Raw genomic sequence first — 13,960 nt, 5'->3', positions numbered from 1 at the left:
ATGGCAGCACCTCAACTCGATCAACTCGACACGCAGCTTGTCGATCTGCTTTCCCGCGATGCCCGCGTATCCAACCGCCGGATCGCGGCTGAACTTGGCGTTACCGAAGGCACCGTTCGTGGCCGCATCAAACGCTTGCAACAAGACGGCCTGATTGCCTTCACCGCAATCACCGGATTTCAGCTGGAACAGCGCGCCCGTCTCGCCTTTATCAACGTCCAGGTCGATGTTGACCGTGTCCGCCCGATTGCACAGGTCATTGCCGATATCCCCGGCGTAAACGCGGTGCTCATCACAATGGGCCAGTTCAACATTACCGCCATGTGCCTGATCGATGATCTTGACGCTCTGGTTGAACTCGCCTCCGACAAGATCCTCGCTGTCGATGGCGTGCACCACGTCGAAACCTCGATTGCGGTCAAAACCGTCAAATACAACGCCCGCATGGCCAAGATCACCAAACCCGAGGTTGTTGAAGACGACGATTGATCAACCCCCGCATTTTCGACGCAACCACCGGACCTCACCGCTCAAAAATCCACACATACGCATAATTCTCACTCTAGTTTTACGCATAACATTGACACCATGATCACTTGGTGGGCATATGCGGTTCAAATATCCAGTGGGAGACTCGCAGATGGTTCAGGACATGATCGGCAAGGTCGCGCTTGTCACCGGCGGCAGCGATGGCATCGGCCTTGCCACCGCACGCCTGCTGGTACAGCGCGGCGCAACAGTGGCCATCTGCGCGCGCCGTGCCGAAAAGCTTGAAGCCGCGCGGGCTGAATTGTCCGCCATCGGCAATGTCGAAGTGCACACACTGGACGTGTCCGATGATGCCGCGTTTACTGCGCTGATCGAAGACATCGCCGCGCGCCACGGCAGGCTGGACATGCTGGTGAACAACGCCATGTCCGTCCATTACGCCCCCATTGCCAAGCTGACGCTTGAACATTGGCGGCAGGATTTCGCGGTCAACGCAGATGCCGTGTTCATCGGCACAAAGGCCGCGATGAAAGTCATGGCCAAGCAGGATCTTGCAGGCCGCCAGCGCGGGTCGATCGTCAACATCGCTTCCACTTGCGGCATCCGCGCCATGCCCAACATGGCCAGCTATTCGGCATCCAAGGCTGCCCTTGTCCACTTCACGGCCGCCGCCGCGATGGAAGGTGCCACCCAGGGCATTCGCATCAACGCCATTGTCCCGGGCCAGGTACAGACTGCGGCCACGCAGGATTACGAATCCCACGCCCCCGAAGCAGCCAGCGCCACCACCAAAGCCATCCCCATGCAACGCGGCGGTGATCCTGATGAACTGGCGCAAGCCATCGTCTTCATGCTGTCCGATGCTGCAAGCTACATCACAGGTACCGCGCTTCCCGTCGATGGCGGCAAGGCTGCCCAACTCTACATGCCAGGTTGATCGCACGTGAAGCTTGGATTTTCCGCGCAGGATGAAGCCTTCCGTGCCGAGTGCGCCGATTGGCTGAATGGCCAGATGGCTGGCGAATTTGCCGACATCAAGGGCGTTACCCAACTGACCGCCATGCCCGAACGGCGCAGGGAATGGGAACAACAGCTTGGTGAAAACCGCTGGGGCTGCATCGGCTGGCCGGTTGAATGGGGTGGCCGCGCAGCCAGCCTTGCCCAGCAAGTCATCTTTGCCGAAGAATATGCCCGCGCCGGAATACCGGGCCGGATCAATCACATCGGCATCGAACTTGCCGGCCCCACGATCCTGACATTCGGCACCGACGAACAAAAGCGCCGCTTCCTGCCCGATATCGCCGCAGGCCGGACGATATTCTGTCAGGGCTTTTCAGAACCCGGAGCCGGATCAGACCTTGCCAGCGTCCGCACCAAAGGCGTTGTCGAAAATGGCGAATGGGTGGTCAATGGCCAGAAGATCTGGACCAGTCTTGCCCACATTTCTGACTGGATCTTCGTCGTAACGCGCACAACCGAAGGCTCTGCCGGACCAAAAGGCCTGTCTTTTCTGATGATGCCGCTGAACCAGCCCGGCATCGAAGTCAGGCCGATCCGCCAGATCAATGGCGATGCCGAATTCAACGAGACGTTTTTTACCGATGCCCGCTGCCCCGAAAACAGCCTGATCGGCGCACCCGGCGATGGCTGGCGCATTGCGATGGGCCTGCTGGCGTTTGAACGCGGAGTTTCCACGCTCGGCCAGCAAATGGGCTTCCGTAACGAACTGGACGAACTGATTGCCGCCGCCAAAGCCAATGGCAGGGCGGCCGATCCCGTCATCCGCCAGCGTATCGCCAGCGCGCAAATCGGCCTCAATCTCATGCGCTATGGCGCGCTGCGCATGCTATCGAAGACCGACCATTCAGCAATCGATGGCGCCGCGCTTACCTACAAAATCCAGTGGGCCACCTGGCGCCGCGCTCTGGGCGAACTTGGCATGGACATCCTGGGCCAGTCCGGCGAAATTGCCGAAGGCAGCGCTTATGAATGGGACGTCTTGCCCAACTTGTATCTCTACAGCCGCGCTGACACCATCTATGGCGGCACCAACCAGATCCAGCGCAATCTCATCGCCGAACGCGGCCTTGCCCTCCCCCGCGAACCACGCGGTTGATGCGACAGGAAAGGGCGGGATTATCTTCGCAGCCTATGGCCGCTGCGAATGCATTATCCCGCCATCCACCACGATCTCGGCTGCGGTAATGTAACTCGCCTCCTGCGAAAGCAGGAAGCGCACCACCCGCCCGATTTCCTCAGGCTGGCCGAACCGCCCCGCAAAAATGCGCGGACCGTAAAGCTGCTCCATCCCGTCGCGCATTTCCCCCAGAATCGGCGTGTCGATCATTCCGGGACTGATCGCGTTGATGCGAATGCCATCGCGCCCCAATTCGTCCGCCATTGACCGGACAAGTGAAATCACAGCACCTTTTGCTGCGCTATAGATCGGGATCATGGCATTGCCGAACCACGCATTGATCGACGCCACCGCAACAATCGCGCTACCGGGATTGGCCTTCAGATCATCGGAAAACGCCTGCGCCAACGACAGCAGCGCCCGGACGTGCAAAGCCATCCCTGCATCAAACACATCAGGCGTTGCACCTGCAATGCCGGTTTGCACGGCCGTACCCGCACTGTGGACAATCCCGCCCACTGTGCCCAGCGCAACGCGCGTTGCCAACGCGGCCGGTATGATGGCCTGCGGATCACGCAGATCGATCGCAAGGCCGATTGCCTTAACCCCATGCAGCGCTGCAATCTGCGCAGCCATGTCCTCAACCGCTGCTGCGTTTATGTCCCACAGCGCGACAGACCGCCCGACGGCGGCCAAGGCATGGCCGCTGGCAAGGCCAATGCCCGAAGCGCCGCCGGTTATCACCACCGGCGTTCCGGGATTGCCAAGCTGTTGACCGTATTGCATCATTCAGCAGGTTCATGCGCAGGCATGACAAGGCACACACTATCAAAGCCCAGCACATGCGCCACGCGGCCCAGCCCCATCCATGCCGCCGTACAATGCGCCAGATCGACAATTTCGCCATCGCTGAAATGATCGTGCATCCGCTGCCAGAAGCCTTCATCTGTGCTCAACACTTTAGGCTCAACCGCAAACCGTTCGGCAAATTCGATGGCCAGACGCTCGCGTTCCGAAAAGACCGACGCCGTTTGCCAATCAGCAACAGCATCAAAAAACGCTTCATCAGGCGATGGTCCATTGCCCGTCACCATCCGTTCGGGCGTTTCGCCATTCACCGAATACATCGGCCCCGCATCGCGCGCCGCCCGGAAATCCTGACAGATCGCGCAACCGTTAAGCTGCGCCGTGCGCATCCGTGCGCCTTCAAACTCACGCAAGGACAATTGCGATTCACAATAGACCGCACGCGAAAAGCCACCGGCAGCAGCCATGATCGCGCTCGCGTGATTGCGCGATGCATAGCCGAAGGGATCATGTGCCTGCTCGTCAGGAATCGAGATCTTGATCATCAAAGGCTCCTCTCACATTTTTGTTATCGGTTTCTCGGGCTTCGCCAATCGCCGGTACCGGGGAAATTGGTGGCACATTGTGTGTGTAACCCAATTCTTCGCACCGTTCGGCGATGCGCCAACCATCGCCTGTGCGAACCAGTGTGTCACGATACCACAGCCCGATAAAGAACGTTGTGTTCTCGCCCGCATCATTGCGGTGGACCATCGGGTTGAACAGGATCGTCCGGCTTGTCGCGTGGTCCCCCGCAAGCGTCAGCTTGGTGGTTGCTACCATGTGCTGAAACACCGGAAACTGCTCCAGCGCACGCGGCAACCACGCCTTGATTTGCGGAAATGATCCTTTCGCCCCGCCGGTTTCGGAATAATCGATCCGCGCATCGGGCGTGAAAATCGTGTCCAGCACGTCCCAGTCCCGCTCATCAATGGCAAAGCTGTAACGCGCGAACAGATCCTGTATCTCCAGGCGATCGGATATTTCCTGCAAGGTCATCATGCTGCAACGGGGGCCTTGAATGCATATTCCGTCATCACCGGGTGCGCCATCGCATCGGCAAATGCATCATAGCTCCACGGCCAGCTTGCCGGAACGCCTGTCCGGTCAAGATACCAACTGGTGCAACCGGAACCGAAAATCGTTGTTTTTGCAGCCGCTATGCGGCGTTCTTCATAAGCTGCATGGGCTTCAACCGTCGGCATCACCGACGCCGCTTCCCCCGCCCGCAGCACGTCAATCAACTGGTCGATATAGTCCCATTGCCTCTCGGCGATGTCTATCAATGAAAAGTTGCCAACGGGGCCGGTCGGACCGTTCAGCATGAAGAAGTTGGGAAAATGCGGCAGCGTTACGGCATAATGCGCTGTCGGCCGCTCTGCCCAGAACGCATCCAGCGTCATGCCCCCCTGCCCCGTCACACCGGCCGGCCGAATGAACTTGTCGGCCTGGAAACCGGTGGCAAGGACCATCGTATCCAGTTCGTGGAACGTACCGTCCGCCATGCGCACGCCCTTGGGTTCAACGCGTGCAATCTTGCCCGTCTCAACAAACACGGCGGGATGCTGCACTTCATCGTAATAGCACCACGAATAGATCAATCGCTTGCACGCCGCACGATAGTTGGGGCGCAGCTTCTCCTTCAGTTCGGGATCGCGGATGGATTGTTCAAAATAGTCGCGACAGATGTCTTCGATCATCTGCATCTGCGGGCCGTCAATATCGGTTATCGCATCGGTAAACCGGCGGACATTGCCGATATATTCATCGGAAAAGCGGATCGCATCAATCAAGGCCGGATCGCGGCGGAACGCCTCGCGCTCTTCATCGCTATACTGGAAGTACGGCACCGGCATGACCCATTGCGGCGAACGCTGGAAATGGACAAGCTTTTCAACCCGCTTGTTGATAGCCGTCACAATCTGGATGCCGGTTGATCCTGAACCGATCAGGCCGACTTTGGCCCCGTCAATCGGCGCGTCATCGTCCCAGCGCGCAGTGTGGAAGGCTGGCCCTTCAAAACTCTCAAGCCCTTCGATCCTGGGGACATTGGGATGATGCAAAACGCCCGATGCGGCAATCACAACATCGAACGTCTCGGAACTGCCATCCCCCAGCGTCACGGTCCATTTGCTGGTGCTGTCGCTCCAGTCCAGCCCCGCCACTTCGGTGTTGAAACGGATGAACGGCGTTATGCCGTACTTTTCAGTGACGAACTGGAAATAGTCCTGAACATCAGGCCCGGTCGCATAATAGGCCTTCCATTCGGGGTAAGGCTCAAACGTATAAGTATAGGCATGCGCCGGCACATCACAGGAAAGCCCCGGATAGCGGTTCTCACGCCAAGTCCCGCCAACTTTCGCCGCCTTTTCAAAAACCGTAAAGTCCTCGCCGCGCTCCTTCAGCTTGATCGCGGCAAGGATGCCTGCCATGCCTGCGCCCACAACGGCATAACGCAAGGCGCGCGTGTTCGGTGATGTCATAAAACCGGTATCCTCTGAACCCGATCCGGCGTCTGCTGGCCGGTTGGTGTGGCACCGTGATCGCATCGGTAATCGGATGGCACATCACCCAAAGGTACTATGCGCGCCATCGCTACACCGGTGGCATCCTCCGCACATCAGCGGATGACGGCACGATAACATCCAAAAAATTTCGCGTTTCGATGCCACATCCATAATTTGCCATCGATTTGCGGATGCTTATACCGCATAAAACACGAATCAATCGGGAGAGCGCTATGACCGCCACGTTAGAGGATATTGCTGCACGCCTTACCGCGCTTGAAGACAAGGAAGCGATCCGGGCACTGAAGGCGCGCTATCTGCGGGCATGCGATCTCAAACAGGTCGAGGCCGTGCGCGATTGCTTTGCCACCGGCCCCATCCGCATCGCTTATGAAAACTTTCCCGAATTTACCGATCGTGATGCCTTCGTCGCCATCTATGAACAAATGGCCTGCAATGGCGGTGTTTATGATCTTCACCACGCAACCAACTGGGAAATCGCGCTGACCGGCGCAAATTCCGCCACCGGCAAATGGTCGCTCAATTTCCGCACCATCCTCACCGGCCCGCGCCAGATCGTGCGGCTGGCCGTGGAATATGACGATGTCTATGCCCGCCGCGATGGCCGCTGGTGGATTGTCGAAACAGTCAGCCACGTCACATCAATGATCACCGAACAAGTAGCCGAAGATGGCAGCATCACGGTGCTTGCGCTGGCCGAACCTCCAGCCGCCTGATCTCGCGCCCCATTGATAACGATCTTTCAAAAAGGAAAAAGACCCATGGCCATCAATTACGGGCTCGAAGGAAAAGTGGCGCTGGTCACCGGCGCAAGCGGCGGCATCGGACGCGCTGCGGCCCTCGTCTTCGCCCGCTCCGGCGCCAGCGTACTGGTCAGCGATGTCAACGAAGAAGGCGGCGCGCAAACCGTCGCCATGATCGAAGCCGCCGGTGGCAAAGCCGCCTTCCAGCGTTGCGATGTCAGCAAGTCTGACGAGGTAAGGGCGATGGTTGCCGCCGCTGTGTCCACCTTTGGCGGGCTCGATTGCGCCTTCAACAACGCCGGGCTGAACCGTCTGGGCGATGATGAATACGATGACGCCATTTGGGAGCGCAACATCGGCATCAACCTGTCGGGCGTGATGCGCTGCATGCGCGAGGAAGCCGAAGTGATGCTGGCGCGCGGCGGCGGCGCCATCGTCAACACCGCCTCGATCAACGGCATCGTCGGCAATGGCGCACAGCCCGCCTACGTTGCGGCAAAGCACGGCGTCGTCGGCCTTGCGCGGCACGGCGCACTGCGCTGGGCACAAGGCGGCATCCGCGTGAATGCGGTATGCCCCGGCGTCATCGAAACGCCGATGACCGCGCCTCTGGTCGCCAATCCCGATATGAAAAAGATGATCGATTCCATGACCCCGATGGGCCGCATGGGCACCGCCGATGAAATCGCCGAGGCTGTCGTCTGGCTCTGCTCGCCTGCCGCCAGCTTCGTTACCGGCCACGCGATGGTCATCGATGGCGGTGCAACCGCAGGCTGATCGCCTCACCCTCCCGCCACAACAATGGCGGGAGGGTGCCCCATCTCAACCAAGCGCAGCCTTCAATTTTGCCCCCGCCCGCTCGATAAACGGCATGGCATCGGGCACCGCCTCGAACATCGAAAAGAAGCCGTGGATCATCCCCGGCGCTTCTTCCATATCCACCGCCACACCCGCCGCTGCCAGCGCCTCGGCATAAGCGCGGCCTTCATCGCGCAGCGGATCATATTGCGCCACCAGCACCGTGGCCGATGGCAATCCGCCCAGATCATCATGCCGCAACACCGCTGCCAGCGTCGGCGCATTGGCATGATCGCCCACATAATGCGCCCAGAACCACTGCATCATCGCGGTCGACAGGAAATATTCCCCCCCGCCATTTTCCACATAGGACGCGCGCGTAAAATCGGCATCAGCCACCGGATAGATCAGCAACTGGTGCGCCAGCTTCGGCCCGCCCTGATCCCGCGCGCGGATCGCCACCGCCGCCGCCAGATTGCCGCCTGCGCTATCGCCCGCAACTGCAAGCCGCATCGCATCAACGCCCAGTTCCCCGGCATGGGCCACCGCCCACACCAGCGCGTCATAGCAATCATCCAGCGGCGCGGGAAACGGCGCTTCCGGCGCCAGCCGGTAACCGACAGACAGCACCGCCGCACCACTGGCACGGGCCAGCGCGCGCGATGTGGCATCATGCGATTCCAGATCGCCGATCACCCAGCCCCCGCCATGATAGAACACCACCAGCGGCGGATTATCGCCCGCGTCTTCAGGCACATAAAGCCGCGCCGCAATATCGCGCCCCGCCAGATCCAGCAGCAGATCGCGCACCTGTGCCACCACAGGCGGCGGCCCCATCGCCATCAGCGCATTGGCCGCCCGCATGGCTTCAGGCGTAATCGTGGCAAAGTCCACCGTCGGCATCTGCGCCAAATAGCCCAGCAGCGCTTCGACTTGAGGGTTAAGCGTCATCGTCGGTCTCTCCCGTTTACCCGAATTGCGCGGCGATTTCCGCCACCGCCGCCGCCACATCATTCCGGCGATAGCCCAGAAGCGCGGTTTCATCCGCATCGGGTTCATAGGCAATCGTATTGCCACGTCCTTGCGGAATGGCAATGTCGGGCAGAAGCGGCAATTCCTCGTCGCGCTCCTCCACCGTCACGACGCTACCAACCGCCTTGAAAAACAGCTGGAAGTATTCGCGGAACGAAAGGTTCTCATCCCCCACCAGATAAGCCTTGCCCGGCTCCCCCCGTAGCAGCGCACCCTCAATCGCTTCCGACAATGACCGGAACGACATGAAGTTCGTGCCCCCCGTCGGCGCATAGTGCGCAATCGGGATCAGCCCCTTGGCCCACTGCACATAAGGATCGAATATCGCCGACGGCAGCCCCGGCACCGTGCCCACCATGAACGGCGCATTCACGCTCACCACATCAAAGCCTGGCCGCCCCTGCGCCCGCGCTCCCTCGCACGCTGCCAGCCGCGACTGGATATAAATATTGTCCGCCATCAGTTCGGGCGCGGCCTGCGGATAAAAGCTGCCAAGCTGTACCGCGCGCTTCACCCCCGCCTCGCGCGCGGCGGCAAAGAATGCAGGCAGCGCCACATGATTGGCCTTGTGCAGCCATGCGCCAAAGTCCTCGCCCTCCGGCACATGGCGCGGGTCGTTTCCGGCAGCAAACACCACCCAGTCAAACCCGCGCAACCGCTCTGGCGTAAAGTCGCCCGCCACATAATCGCCCTGCATGAAACCCAGTGCGGTCAATGGCGTGCCCGCAGGCGCACCCGTTCCGCGCCCGGTAATCGTCACATCGTGGCCCTGCGCCGCCAGATGCAGCGCCGCATGGCCACCCAACGCACCGGTCCCGCCAACAACAAGCACTTTCATCCGCATCGTCCTTTAATTTCCGCCGCCCACGTCATGCACCGGGCGCGTCTCTTCCCAGTCAACGATCAGCGTCCGCTTCGTGAATTTCCAGGCACCCGCCTCGCGCCGCCACTGGTCCTGATAGCGGATCGCCCACACCAGCAGCACATCGCCGCCATCAGGCCCCGTCATCCGGTGTTCGGCAGTAGAGCGGGTTTCGCCCTGCGCCCCGTCGCCATCAATCAGCACCGTCTGATCGTGCACCACATGGCGCGTGGCCTTGAACATCTGCCCCAGCGCGTCAATCGAACCAAGGTTGCCCTCCAGCCCCGCAATCGCAAAGCCCGGCCCCGTCATTTCCACATCATCGGCCAGCACCTGCCGCCACAGGTCCTTGTCGCGCCGGTCCGCCCCCAGCGCATAGAGCTCTGCCGTGCGCCGCAGCGCCGCCTCGTCGCTCACGCCACGGTTCCGGGCACGACCAACCCGTTGCCCGAAATCAGCGGAACATTGGTCCATTCGCCCTGCGGCGTGCGATACCAGCCCGCTGCCGCCAGCGCCCCGCCATCGACATGCAGCGTCGTCCCCGTTACCCATGATGCCAGCGGACTGGCCAGATAGAGCGCCGCGCCCGCGCAATCGGCAGGCTGGCCAAACCGGCCCAGCGGAATCCAGCGTTCCTCATGCGCACGGTTGGCGGGCGGGATCATGTAATCCAGCGCCAGTTGCGGCGTATCGGTCGTCTCGGGCGCAATATCGTTCACGCGGATGCCTTCCGGCCCCAGCTCCAGCGCAAGGCTTTTGGTAAAGCCCGTTACCGCCCACTTCGCCGCTGCATAAACGCTGCAATAAGGGATGCCGCGATGTGCCTCGATCGAAGTCACGTTGATGATGCTCGATCCCGCTCCAGCCGTCCGCAGCAAGGGGATCATCGCCCGCGTCATCCGCAGCAATTGCCCCAGATTGGTATCGAGGATTTCCTCGGCCTCTTCGTCGGCCAGCATCGCAAAGGGTCGCGCGTGAACAAAGTGGCCGACATTGTTGACCAGCACATCCAGTTTGCCGCTTTCAGCCATGATCCGCTCACCCAGCATCGCGCCCACTCCGCGCTGGCGCACATCGCAACGGATCACCCGCGCGGTGGGCATTGCCTGTTCGGCGGCATCGGCATTGGCTGGATCAATCTCGGCGATCACCACTTGCGCGCCCGCTCCGGCAAACGCCTCGGCAATGGCGCGGCCAATGCCCACCCCGCCGCCGGTTACCAGCACGGTCTTGCCACCAAAATCGAGGCCTTGCGAAAGCTGCGCGGGCGGGAGTCCACCGGTCATGCCAAAGTTCCTCTCACGGTATTCTGGCGACCACCTGATTCGACAATCAGTATCGCTATTTTTACGCAAGGTGCGTTTCGTTTTCGATCAAGTCAACAATATGCGCAAAATGTTTACGATAATTTCGCTAAACCCCCGGCTGATCTGCAGGCACATGCACGATCAACCCGTCCAGTTCCTCCCCCAATTGCACCTGGCACGATAAACGGCTGTTGGGCCGTATCTCCGCCCCGTCAATCGCCTCCAGCATATCACGCTCATCGGGTCGCGCCGGTCCCGTCCGGTCCAGCCATTCGGGCGCGATATAGCAGTGGCACGTCGCGCACTGCATCATCCCCCCGCACAGCGCATCGATCCCGTCGACAAGATTGCCGACCGCCAGTTGCATCAGCGTCATGCCCTCAAAGTTCACAACCGTACGCGATGAACCATCAGGCTGAACGAACGTCACTTTGGCCATTGATCATCCCTCAACGCTGTATCCCCACCTTCGTCCTGAAAACCTTCGTCCTGAAAACCTTCGTCCTGAAAACCTTCGTCCTGAAAACCTTCGTCCTGAAAACCTTCGTCATTGCGAGAAGGCGAAGCCGACGAAGCAATCCAGAGCGTAGCGCGCACCGCCTCTGGATTGCTTCGCTACGCTCGCAATGACGAAACGAAGTTTACGCCCAAGATTCAAACATGCGCGGGGCAACCAGCCGCCTTGGCCAGCGCCGCAACATCTGCGTGCGCACCCTCAACCTTGCGCCGCTTGTACCGCACCCGGCACGGCTGCGCAGGCCAATAAGTCGTCGCGCCCGAAACGGGCTTCACCTCGTCGATCAATTCCATGTCGAAGTTCTGCAACAGCATCGCCACCAGCGCCTTCATTTCCATGCGCGCAAAGTTTACGCCCGCACAGCGATGCACCCCGCCGCCAAATCCGATCAGCGAATTGCTTTCAATCTGCGCATCGGGGTTGGCCGGGTTGAAACGTTCCGGATCATAGGCATCGGGATTGCGGAATGTCTCTTCCATGCGGTGGCTGACTGAAGGCGCCAACAGCACGAATTCGCCCTTTTTGATGGTGTAACCTTCGCGGTGAATATCGGCATTGGCCTTGCGTGACAGCATATAGGCCACCGGATGCAGCCGCTCGGTCTCGCGCAGGGCAAGGTCCATCTTCTCCATCGCTATGGCATGTTCCCAGCTCAGGTTGCTGCCATTGCCGCCGCCCACAGTGGCCGCAATCTCGTCACGCAGCACCTGGGCATAGGCCGGGTTCTGCAACAAATCGGCCAGCGCCCAGCTTACCTGTCCGGCGGTCGTCTCATGCCCTGCCCATACCAGCAGCAGGATCAGATGGCGGATGATCTCATCCGGCACCGGCCGCCCATCGGGATATTTCGTGCCGATCATCGTCTGGAAAAAATCGGGCGGATCAAGCGGCGCGGCGCGGCGCTTTTCAATCCACGATTGCAAAATGGTGTGCAGTTTCTTCTTGGCGCGCTGCGATTTGATCATCTTGGGCGTGGGCAGCCATAGCGGCAGCACAAATTCCATCCCGCCCGAAAAATCGCGGAACAGATCGAAAAACTCGTGCCCCAGCTTTTCATGGAATTCGCGCCCCATAAAGCTGTGCGCGGCAATATCCATTACCACCGGTCCCAATGTGGGGATCAGATCAAACTCGCCGCTATCGCCCAGCCGCTCCACCAGATTGAGCGATTCCTCGACCATCACCGGCACATATTGCTTCATCGATGCCGCCTTGAAGCGCGGCATGATGATCGAACGCTGCCGCAGATATTCGTCCATCTCGGCAAACGAATAGAAATCGGGCGAAAACATCTTCAGGAAAAACGGCATGGATTCACGGATGGAAAGCAGCTTGTCCGTCTCTTCAAAGAAGAACCGGTTATGCTCCGGCCCCAGCATCACATTCATGCGCTGGCCCATGAAATTCATCGCAAACATCCGGCCCTTTGATTTGTACCCGCGCTTCAGCACGGTCACCGGATCACGGAAAAACTGGGCAAGATGGCCCAACAGGGGCGCACCGCCATCAAGAAGGGGAAGACCGCCAGCGGCGCTCGCTGCACTTGCCATGCCAATTCTCCCGTCAGTCGCCGGTTGATCCGGCTTGAAAGGTCAAGCGTATGGCGTGCCAAACACGACGCAAGAGGGCGACATCAAAACAGATCACTTCATGATCTACATCGGATCACCAGATGGCAGGCAATACCCCTTCTTCCCCCCTCCCGTTTACGGGAGGGGTCGGGGGTGGGGCTACCCTTCTTCCCCGTTCCGCTCATCCTGAGCTTGTCGAAGGATGATGTCGCCGATGGTAGGCCTACGACACCAGCCCCACACACCCCGCAACAATCAATAAACTGCCGCCGGATTCTTCTCGCGCGGATTGCCCAGCATCGCGCGGTGCGATGGTCGCTCATTCCCCCGATCGGTCACGCCCAATTCCTTGGCAATCTCGGCCACGATCAGCGTCTGCCCCGAAAGTTCGTCACGGTTCGATGCCTTATCAATCGCGTCGATCACATGCGCCGAAAACTCCGGATTCTCGGCCATCGCCAGAAAGCCCTCATATTGCTCGGGGTTTGTCTGCGCCGCAATTTGTGCCCGTTCGGTCAATTGCGGGCCAAGCCACAGCGATACCGCAGCAACCCCCGTACCCCGGAAATCATGCTCCATATCGTGCGCCAGTTTGTCCAGTCCGGCCTTCTGCGCGCCATAGGCTGGCCCGTGCATATAGCAGGTCGCGCCAAACGATGATGTCATCGCAATAATGCCTGAACCTTGCGGCACCATGATCTTTGCCGCATGCCAGCTTGCCACATATGCACTGCGCAAACCCACATCGATGATCTTCTGCGCGTCCAGTTCCTTTTCCCAGAACGGCATCTTTTCAATCAACTGGTGGTGCATATAGGCCGCATTGTTCACCAGCACATCCAGCCGCCCCTGCTCGGCCATCACTTGTTCAAACAGGCGCGCAACCGATTCATCGTCGCCATGGTCGCACACCACGGCAATGCCCTTGCCGCCATTGTCGGTCACGCGCTGTGCGGTTTCGGCCACGGTTCCGGGCAACACGGTGCCGTCCCAGCCCTTGGCGTCTCCGGGCGTCACCGTGCGGCCCGTCACATAAACGGTATAGCCCAACTCGCCAAAGCCACGGGCAATCCCCGCACCTGCGCCACGGCTGGCACCGGTAACGATTGCGACCTTCGATTGTGTCATCG

General features: G+C 60.0%; 17 protein-coding genes. 5 read left to right on the top strand and 12 right to left on the bottom strand.

The annotated features are described in order from the left end of the window. From B7Y89_RS00385 to B7Y89_RS00375, 3 genes are all read left to right on the top strand, one after another. A complete protein-coding gene (locus tag B7Y89_RS00385) occupies positions 1-489 on the top strand; it encodes an Lrp/AsnC family transcriptional regulator (protein ID WP_292934679.1) in 489 nt (162 codons plus the stop codon). Between the two features lie 151 nt (positions 490-640). Further along, positions 641-1,426: an SDR family oxidoreductase gene (locus B7Y89_RS00380; RefSeq protein ID WP_292934677.1), complete on the top strand. Its 786-nt coding sequence runs from the start codon at positions 641-643 to the stop codon at positions 1,424-1,426. A gap of 6 nt (positions 1,427-1,432) precedes the next feature. Further along, positions 1,433-2,605, top strand: coding sequence for an acyl-CoA dehydrogenase family protein (locus tag B7Y89_RS00375; protein WP_292934675.1), 1,173 nt, complete (start codon positions 1,433-1,435; stop codon positions 2,603-2,605). 33 nt (positions 2,606-2,638) lie between these two features. On the opposite strand, the gene B7Y89_RS00370 is transcribed toward B7Y89_RS00375, so the two are convergent. Genes B7Y89_RS00370 through B7Y89_RS00355 form a run of 4 tightly spaced genes read right to left on the bottom strand, consistent with a single transcriptional unit; the run spans position 2,639 to position 5,955 of the window. Further along, positions 2,639-3,415, bottom strand: a complete 777-nt coding sequence (locus B7Y89_RS00370) for an SDR family oxidoreductase (protein ID WP_292934674.1) — start codon at positions 3,413-3,415, stop codon at positions 2,639-2,641. Further along, positions 3,412-3,978 (bottom strand): carboxymuconolactone decarboxylase family protein, encoded by a 567-nt coding sequence (locus B7Y89_RS00365; RefSeq protein WP_292934672.1) that lies wholly within the window; start codon positions 3,976-3,978, stop codon positions 3,412-3,414. The genes B7Y89_RS00370 and B7Y89_RS00365 overlap by 4 nt, the downstream gene beginning before the upstream one ends. Next, the gene (locus B7Y89_RS00360; protein WP_292934670.1) at positions 3,956-4,474 is read right to left on the bottom strand and encodes a nuclear transport factor 2 family protein; all 519 of its coding nucleotides are present in this window, start codon (positions 4,472-4,474) and stop codon (positions 3,956-3,958) included. Before B7Y89_RS00360 ends, B7Y89_RS00365 begins: the two co-directional genes overlap by 23 nt. Further along, positions 4,471-5,955, bottom strand: a complete 1,485-nt coding sequence (locus tag B7Y89_RS00355; RefSeq protein WP_292934668.1) for an NAD(P)/FAD-dependent oxidoreductase — start codon at positions 5,953-5,955, stop codon at positions 4,471-4,473. Before B7Y89_RS00355 ends, B7Y89_RS00360 begins: the two co-directional genes overlap by 4 nt. A 257-nt stretch (positions 5,956-6,212) precedes the next feature. Here B7Y89_RS00355 and B7Y89_RS00350 point away from each other — a divergent pair, with 257 nt between their 5' ends. Continuing rightward, positions 6,213-6,716, top strand: coding sequence for a nuclear transport factor 2 family protein (locus tag B7Y89_RS00350; protein ID WP_292934666.1), 504 nt, complete (start codon positions 6,213-6,215; stop codon positions 6,714-6,716). Between the two features lie 45 nt (positions 6,717-6,761). After that, the gene (locus B7Y89_RS00345; RefSeq protein ID WP_292934664.1) at positions 6,762-7,520 is read left to right on the top strand and encodes a glucose 1-dehydrogenase; all 759 of its coding nucleotides are present in this window, start codon (positions 6,762-6,764) and stop codon (positions 7,518-7,520) included. Positions 7,521-7,565: 45 nt separating this feature from the next. Here B7Y89_RS00345 and estDL136 read toward each other — a convergent pair whose 3' ends face one another. From estDL136 to B7Y89_RS00305, 8 genes are all read right to left on the bottom strand, one after another. Further along, on the bottom strand, positions 7,566-8,492 hold the full coding sequence (gene estDL136 / locus B7Y89_RS00340; RefSeq protein ID WP_292934662.1) for a chloramphenicol hydrolase: 927 nt from the start codon (positions 8,490-8,492) through the stop codon (positions 7,566-7,568). Between the two features lie 16 nt (positions 8,493-8,508). Next, complete coding sequence (locus B7Y89_RS00335; RefSeq protein ID WP_292934660.1) at positions 8,509-9,411, bottom strand: NAD-dependent epimerase/dehydratase family protein; 903 nt, start codon at positions 9,409-9,411, stop codon at positions 8,509-8,511. A gap of 12 nt (positions 9,412-9,423) precedes the next feature. After that, positions 9,424-9,852 (bottom strand): nuclear transport factor 2 family protein, encoded by a 429-nt coding sequence (locus B7Y89_RS00330; RefSeq protein ID WP_292934658.1) that lies wholly within the window; start codon positions 9,850-9,852, stop codon positions 9,424-9,426. Further along, positions 9,849-10,721: an SDR family oxidoreductase gene (locus B7Y89_RS00325; protein WP_292934657.1), complete on the bottom strand. Its 873-nt coding sequence runs from the start codon at positions 10,719-10,721 to the stop codon at positions 9,849-9,851. The genes B7Y89_RS00330 and B7Y89_RS00325 overlap by 4 nt, the downstream gene beginning before the upstream one ends. Positions 10,722-10,848: 127 nt before the next feature. Then, complete coding sequence (locus B7Y89_RS00320; RefSeq protein WP_292934656.1) at positions 10,849-11,181, bottom strand: 2Fe-2S iron-sulfur cluster-binding protein; 333 nt, start codon at positions 11,179-11,181, stop codon at positions 10,849-10,851. Continuing rightward, positions 11,169-11,339 carry a hypothetical protein gene (locus B7Y89_RS00315; RefSeq protein ID WP_292934654.1) on the bottom strand — a complete coding sequence of 57 codons (171 nt, stop codon included), beginning with the start codon at positions 11,337-11,339 and terminating at the stop codon, positions 11,169-11,171. Before B7Y89_RS00315 ends, B7Y89_RS00320 begins: the two co-directional genes overlap by 13 nt. A 57-nt stretch (positions 11,340-11,396) precedes the next feature. Continuing rightward, a complete protein-coding gene (locus B7Y89_RS00310) occupies positions 11,397-12,809 on the bottom strand; it encodes a cytochrome P450 (RefSeq protein WP_292934652.1) in 1,413 nt (470 codons plus the stop codon). 276 nt (positions 12,810-13,085) lie between these two features. Then, positions 13,086-13,958 carry an SDR family NAD(P)-dependent oxidoreductase gene (locus B7Y89_RS00305; RefSeq protein ID WP_292934650.1) on the bottom strand — a complete coding sequence of 291 codons (873 nt, stop codon included), beginning with the start codon at positions 13,956-13,958 and terminating at the stop codon, positions 13,086-13,088. Positions 13,959-13,960: the final 2 nt, after the last annotated feature.

Origin of the sequence: Novosphingobium sp. 32-60-15, assembly GCF_002280675.1 — a bacterium.
GTDB lineage: Bacteria > Pseudomonadota > Alphaproteobacteria > Sphingomonadales > Sphingomonadaceae > Novosphingobium.
This window is presented reverse-complemented; position numbering and strand designations above follow the sequence as displayed.